Source organism: Streptococcus sp. 1055 (assembly GCF_013276815.1).
Lineage (GTDB): Bacteria > Bacillota > Bacilli > Lactobacillales > Streptococcaceae > Streptococcus > Streptococcus pseudopneumoniae.
Window position 1 is genome coordinate 49,248 of sequence record NZ_VMLT01000005.1, and the last position, 7,218, is coordinate 56,465.

Here is a 7,218-nt window from a genome sequence, read left to right on the forward strand (position 1 = left end):
AGAATTCCCTTTAACAAAATCCTAGCATTGTTCGCTTTCTTTATCTAAACATTCTTTTTATTTTATGACGAACACGATTCCCAGAACCAATCTAGTTTGTCTTTACAATACAAAAGAATGAATGTTCATTTGACTAAATTTTTAGTCTTCTTTTTTCTTTCCAAGAGCAAGTCCGAGACCGCCTAGCAGACCAAGAAGTCCTAGAGATGCAAGAGTCGCATTTGATTCTGTTCCTGTATTTGGCAATACATTTTGAGAATCATTTGACTTAGCTCCACTATCACTATCACTAGCATCTGTAGTATCTTCATGATTTTCATTCGGAGTAACTGCATCTGGAATTGGAGTTGTTGGTGCAGGTGTATCTTGATCAGAACCTCCATTAGTAGCAGGTGTGACTGGAGTTGCTGGAGTGACTTTACCTGGTGTTACCTTAGCTGGTGTTGTTATATTATTAGCAATGTGTTCTGTGATATGACCGTCCTTTGAGTCTACATCATAAGTGGTTGTAGTAACTGTTTTACCTTTAGCTCCTTCAATACGTTCATTAGGTGTGTCAACTTCTCGTTCACCATCTCTAACATATTCAACTTCAGGTTCAATCGGGGTTTCTACTACTTTGTCCTTGGCTGCGACTTTGACGACTGTATTCGTTGGTTCTTTCGTTTTCCCATAAGTTAGCACGGTTGTTGGAGTTATCTTACCTGTTTTTGGATTAACTTCATAGGTAGTGGTCTCAATCACATCACGACCTTCAGAATCTTTAGATTGTTCAACCTTAGTTTTAGCTCCTACTTTAACGATTGTCTTACCTGCTGGGGTGACGACTGGGGTGCCAACGTGTTCTGTGATATGACCGTCCTTTGAATCTACATCGTAAGTGGTTGTAGTAACTGTTTTACCTTTAGCTCCTTCAATACGTTCATTAGGTGTGTCAACTTCTCGTTCACCATCTCTAACATATTCAACTTCAGGTTCAATTGGTGTTTCTACTATTTTGTCCTTGGCTGCGACTTTGACTATTGTTGCTGTTGGATTTACTACTACTGGTTTTCCTACTGTTTCTGTAATAGCGCCTGTAGTAGAATCAACACTATATGTTGTTGTGATAGTACTTGAACCTGCTTGGCCTGCTTCTTCCGCATTTGGTTGATTTTTGTCGCGTGTATCATCTTTCACATATTTCTTAGGTGATGAGATTTCTGTTTTTTCTACTTTGTCCTTCGCTGCGACTTTGACGACTGTATTCGTTGGTTCTTTCGTACGAACTGGTTTACCTTCACTTGCTGTAATCTTTCCAGTATTAGTGTCCACAGTGTAAGTTGTTGTGATAGTGTCTTCACCATCTTCACCTTTAACAGTAGTTGGGACTGTACCTTTTTCTTTCGTATCATCTTTTTCGTAAACTACTGGAGATGGTACTACCATCTTCTCAATCGTTAGTTCTTTCCTTGTCCCGTAAGTAATTACTGTTGTAGAAGTTACCTTACCTGTTTTTGGATCAACTTCATAAGTTGTAGTGTTGATAACTTCACGACCTTGGTCATCCTTGCTACTCTCAACCTTAGTTTTAGCTCCAACCTTAACTATTGTTTTACCAGCTGGGGTGACCACTGGCTTACCAACCTGTTCTGTGACTGATCCATTATTTGGATTAACGTCATACCTTGTAGTCGTTACAGATTTTCCTTTTGCTCCTTTTCTAGGCTTGTCTGGTGTACCAAAGTCACGAGTGTCATCTCTTTCATAAACCACTGTGGGCTCAATTGGCGTTTCTACTACTTGATCCTTAGCCGCGACTTTAACGATTGTTTCTGTTGGATTTACTATTACTGGATTTCCTTCATTTGGAGTAACTTCCCCATTGTCTGGATTTACTGTGTAAGTCGTGGTAGTTGTCTTACTTCCGTCTTTTCCTGGAACAGTAATATTGGCTTGGCCTTTTTCTCGACTAGCATCTTTTTCGTATTTTACTGGAGATGGGATTGTTTCTACGTCTACTTTATCCTTAGCTCCTACTTTTACAACTCTAGCTATTGGTAGAGTTACGACTTCTGATCCCCCTTTTGATGGAGTTAGGGCTCCATTTACTGGATTTACGCTATAGGTTGTGATGACTTTAGATTTTCCTGATCTCCCTAGAAATTGAACGGTATCAGTACCTTTTGGACTGTTTTCATCTTTTAAATAAACTGTTTTGGGTTCAACTGAATTATACTCAACTATATCCTTCGCGCCACCTTTATTGACTACTTCTTCCTTCTTAGTCGAAGTAAGGCTGCCAGTTTTTGAGTTTACTGTGTAGCTTGTTGTCTTCTTAACAACGTCGTCTCCTTTTTTAATGTATTCTACTTCATCCTTGGCTGCGACTTTGACAACTGTTTCTATTGCCGGTTGCTTAACTACTGGTTGTCCTACATGTTCAATCAGATCTCCAGTGTTAGGATCTACACTATAAGTTGTTGTTACTGTACTAGTACCTGAAGTACCAGTTGTTGTTACATTAGCTTCACCTTTAGCTCTTGTGGCATCTTTTTCATAACGTACACTTGGCTCAAGTTGGGTAACGACAACTGTAGATTTGGCTCCATCTTTCTTAAACACTTCATCAATTGTATTGTTAGTAATCTGTCCTGTATCGAGATCTTTCATACTCACAGTTATTGACTTAATGATGTCATCTCCGCGTTTACTATATACAACAGTTTCTCCAACTTTTTCTACAGATTTAACTGTTGCAATGTTTTTATCTTGATAACCTGTCCCATCTAAGGAAATTCGTTTCCCAGATATAAACTCTGATCGTCTATTAATCATATCAGCTTCAAAATAAGAACGTGAACTGTGACCTCCACTGGTTCGTCCAACATTTATAACAACATCACTATCATTGCTGACGCCTTTTCTTATCGCCAAATCATTATCAACAATATAATGAGTCATTTTACCAGACTTGGCTATTTTTTTGCTATCTAAACCTTTTTGCCAAAATTCACGACTGGAAAGCAAATTGGTCACAACTTTTGGAGCATTAAAGGTTGTGCCTTTTTTTAATACATTATTATAAACGTTTCTATAAGCCAACTGTTCTTTAGGAGACATGACTCTGCTGTCAGAATATGCCAACTGATAAGCTTCAACCATTGCCCGTTGTACTAAATATCCTCCTAAAGAATGACCTGTCAAATAAAGATTAGTAATACTCTTATCTTTAGCTAGTTCATGCATAATATTTTCTGCATCTATCCCTTGTTGAGGATTGCTTCCTAATCCAAGTGTTATATCAGCTCCTATATCTTTCGCATCACTTGTTCCACGAAAGGCTAATACTTGTGCAGTTCCATTTGGTAAATATAAGAAATCACTCTTCGTTTCATACAAGACAGCATCTAGTCCACTGGAGGTATGGTAACTTTTCTTCCTTTCCCAATAAGGCCCCAATTCCTTATTCATCATCATATACTCATAACGTGGTTTACTGTCACCATTCTTTTTATATAACTCTGACTCTGTTAAGGGTCTCTTATGATCCAGCACTCTATCAATATAATTATCATCACGGTAGGATAATTCCATGAACATAATCATATCGCGCTCACTTACATTCCATTTTAATTTTTCATCTGGCTTTTCTTTACTGTCAATAATACCATCACCATCAGTATCTTCTAATAAGGGATGACTATTATAACCTACATATTTTTTCCCACCTTTTTCATAAATATAAAGTTCTTCTTTATCCTTCAAGTAATCATCATCTGTATAGGCTTCTGGACTTAACTTAGAGCCGTTTAACAATAAACTATCAAGCTTATTACCTTCTGAACCGATTACTCCTGCTTTTATTTGCTTAGCATACTCATCAGTTAATTCATACTTTTTAACCTCGGAAGGATTTGATGCTGCTCTCACCGCTGGAGTGCTTGATCTGTCTTCACCCGCCACGAAATCCCTTGTGGTCAAGCTATTATTTTCCTTATTCCCAGATCTGACGGGTTCTGTAGTCCTTGTAGATCCTATTGGAACATCTCTGGTATCTAACTCAGAAGAAGGATTATTTTGATTATCTAGTATAGGTTGAACTTCTTCTCTTTTATCCACAGAAGATGGAGAATTTTCCGTAGAAGCAAGTACTCCCTGGGATGGTGTAAACAAAGCAATGCCTATTAATACAGAAGCCACTCCAACAGAAAACTTTCGAATCGAAAAACATTGATGTTTATTAAAAATATCTTTCATTTTACCAACTTTCTTTCTAGCTATTTTTTACAAAATAGAGAGTTCTACTATTTTCCCTTGACAAAATACTAAACCCTTTCTTGACTAAAATTTTAGAACTTTTCCTCTGCTTGATTATAAACTACCACATTGATTTCTAATCATAAAAAAATGAATTGCTTAATATTAATAAAATATCAGTAAAATATAAAAAATGTAAATATTTCACTTTCAACACTGCCATTATACCATAATACTCAATGAAAATCAAAAAACGCATAATATCAGGCCTTGAAAAACCTTGATACTATGCGTTTGATTATGGGAAGATCTACTTCATTTTCTCCTAGAATTGAGTTTTTGCCCAGTCTCATCAAATCTAGATTTTTTCTTCTTTGATATCAATCACAATCTCTTCTGATTCATCAAGAATTTCGGCCTTTTCTTGCCATTGCTCTTTGAGATTATTGAATCGATATTTTGATACTTCTGTCGCTTGACGAGCACATGATTTGGCTTGAGCAAGGACGCTGTCCACAGTGATTTCACCCGACTCAACCTGTTCTTTGGTTTTAAGAACAAAATCTGTAGCCTGCTCCTTGACTTCTGTCAGTTTTTCACAGACCTGCTCCTTGGCATACTCTGGATTTTCTCTCAAATCATCCAGAAAATCTTGAGCCTGACTGCAAACTTGTTTGCCCTTGTCGCTTGTTAAAAACAAGGCAAGAGCTGCACCTGAAACGGTTCCTAAAAGGATTGAGGATAATTTACCCATAAGGATTCTCCTTTTTTATTTTTTTAAAAATTTACTTGCAAGACGAAGAGCTGATAAACTTGCCCCAGTCTTGAGTGTTTTTGAACCAGCTGATGAAGCTTTCTTGCTCAAGACACGCGCATGGTCATTGAGGTCTGAAACAGATAGAGATAAATCTGCAACAGCACTAAAGAGTGGATCAATCGTTGCCACCTTGACATTAATATCATCTGCCAAGACATTGATCTTAGACAGCAATTCATTGGTATGATGCAAGGTCACATCCACATCTGAAGTCAAGGTTTTAATCGTCTTCTCTGTTTCATCGATAACACGGCCAAGCTTTTGTACAGTAATGATTAGATACACTAAAAATACAATCAAAGCAAGGGCAACAAAAATATATGCAACTTCTAACATTTAGTTTTCCTCCTCTGTAACATAGTAAGGGGCCTTCTTTCGATTTTGATATAGAATGATAAAAATACCCAGTCCGATAAGGACAACTGATAGCCATTGAGACACTCGAAGGCCAAAGAACATGAGACTATCTGTTCGCATGCCTTCGATGACCATACGACCGAAACCATACCAAATCAAGTAAAAGGCCGTGATATGACCTCGTCTGAGACTTTTCCATTTTCGTCTAAAAATCAGAATCAAGGCAAATCCAAGTAGATTCCATAGGGACTCATAAAGAAAGGTCGGCTGACGGTAGCTCCCCTCAATATACATCTGGTCACGAATAAAGACAGGTAGATAATCCAAATTATCCACTGCTGCACCATAAGCTTCTTGGTTAAAGAAATTGCCCCAGCGACCCAAACTTTGGGCAATCATGACGCTAGGCGCCGCAATATCTAGAAAATCCCAAGTGTTAATGAGTTTACGATCAGCAAAGATATAGAGTACAAGTGCCCCAGTTATCAAACCACCGTAAATGGCCAAACCACCATTCCAAATGGCAAAAATCTCTCCCAAATTCTGACTATAATAATCAAAACGGAAAATGACATAGTAGAGACGAGCTCCTAAAATAGCCAAGGGAAAGGCTATCAAGATAAAATCTAAAATATCGTCTGGTATGATCTTCTTTCTAGGCGCTTCTTTCATGGTCAAATAAACCGCAAGAATCAAACCTGTAACAATACACAAGGCATACCAACGAATGGCTAGAGGGCCTAGTTGAATAGCAATTGGATCAAGCATTAGGCACCTCATTTCGAGCGATGAGACTTGTCAGTCGTTCTTCGAACAAACGGGTCGCATCAAAGCCCATTTCCTTGGCACGATAATTCATGGCAGCTGCCTCAATCACGACAGAAATATTACGACCTGTTTTAACTGGAATGCGGATACGAGGAATGGCTACGCCAGAAATTTCTATTTCCTCTGCATTGTTTCCAAGACGATCAAAAGTCTTATGTGTATCATAGTTTTCCAAATAGACAGCAAGTTGAACCTGTGAAGAATCCTTGACGGCACTGGCACCGTAGAGGCTCATGACATCGATAATCCCAACCCCACGAATTTCAATCAGGTGTCTCAAGATTTCAGCCGGTTCACCCCAAAGAGTAATCTCATCCTTGGCAAAGATATCGACCCGGTCATCAGCTACCAAGCGGTGACCACGTTTGACAAGTTCCAGACCTGTCTCACTCTTACCAATTCCACTATCTCCCTGAATCAAGACGCCCATCCCATAGATATCCATCAAAACCCCATGAACACTGGTACGTTCTGCCAAACGAGAATCCAGATAGCTAGATAACTCTCCAGATAAACGACTTGTCGCTGTACGGCTGGTTAAAATAGCAATCTTACATTCTCTGGCTGCTTTTAACATCTCCTCTGGAACCACCAAACCACGGGCAACAATGACCGCTGGTGTCTCAGGTAGAAACATTTTTTTCAAAACTTCATAACGGCTGTTGGAAGGCATGCTGATCAGATAAGACCACTCCTTCATCCCCAAAAGTTGAATCCGCTCTGGCGTGTAGTAGTCAAAATAACCTGTCATTTCAAGACCAGGTCGCGTAATATCTGCTGTATTGATTTCCTTTTCAAGCAATTCTGGTTCGCCATAGACAATGTCTAGTCTAAGCTTTTCAATCACTTCTTTTACTAAAACCGACATCATTTCCTCCTTCAATCGAGTTCTTCTCTCTATTATATCAAATTGTAGGAGGAAGTTTCAGATTTTTGCAGGCTTTGGAGTATTTATTTATACTCCCGACTTTATCACT

At 38.6% G+C, this 7,218-nt stretch carries 4 protein-coding genes and 1 pseudogene; all 5 read right to left on the bottom strand.

All coding sequences use genetic code 11. The features are described from left to right. Positions 1-141 precede the first annotated feature (141 nt). The 5 genes and pseudogenes from HT699_RS00630 to hprK all read right to left on the bottom strand — a co-directional run bounded on the left by HT699_RS00630 (position 142) and on the right by hprK (position 7,109). Complete coding sequence (locus tag HT699_RS00630) at positions 142-4,239, bottom strand: G5 domain-containing protein (RefSeq protein ID WP_172934017.1); 4,098 nt, start codon at positions 4,237-4,239, stop codon at positions 142-144. 358 nt (positions 4,240-4,597) lie between these two features. Beyond that, positions 4,598-4,993 (bottom strand): YtxH domain-containing protein, encoded by a 396-nt coding sequence (locus HT699_RS00635; protein WP_000517395.1) that lies wholly within the window; start codon positions 4,991-4,993, stop codon positions 4,598-4,600. Beyond that, positions 4,966-5,392, bottom strand: a pseudogene (locus tag HT699_RS00640) (DUF948 domain-containing protein). The gene HT699_RS00635 and the pseudogene HT699_RS00640 overlap by 28 nt, the downstream one beginning before the upstream one ends. Next, positions 5,393-6,181: a prolipoprotein diacylglyceryl transferase gene (gene lgt / locus HT699_RS00645; RefSeq protein ID WP_000886657.1), complete on the bottom strand. Its 789-nt coding sequence runs from the start codon at positions 6,179-6,181 to the stop codon at positions 5,393-5,395. After that, entirely contained in the window at positions 6,174-7,109 is a 936-nt protein-coding gene (hprK, locus tag HT699_RS00650; protein ID WP_000115147.1) for an HPr(Ser) kinase/phosphatase, read from the bottom strand. The genes lgt and hprK overlap by 8 nt, the downstream gene beginning before the upstream one ends. Positions 7,110-7,218: the final 109 nt, after the last annotated feature.

Excerpts from the sequence above, each read along its gene's own strand:
- HT699_RS00630 (WP_172934017.1), bottom strand. The coding sequence starts at position 4,239 with ATGAAAGATATTTTTAATAAACATCAATGTTTTTCGATTCGAAAGTTT.
- HT699_RS00635 (WP_000517395.1), bottom strand. The coding sequence starts at position 4,993 with ATGGGTAAATTATCCTCAATCCTTTTAGGAACCGTTTCAGGTGCAGCT.
- lgt (WP_000886657.1), bottom strand. The coding sequence starts at position 6,181 with ATGCTTGATCCAATTGCTATTCAACTAGGCCCTCTAGCCATTCGTTGG.
- hprK (WP_000115147.1), bottom strand. The coding sequence starts at position 7,109 with ATGTCGGTTTTAGTAAAAGAAGTGATTGAAAAGCTTAGACTAGACATT.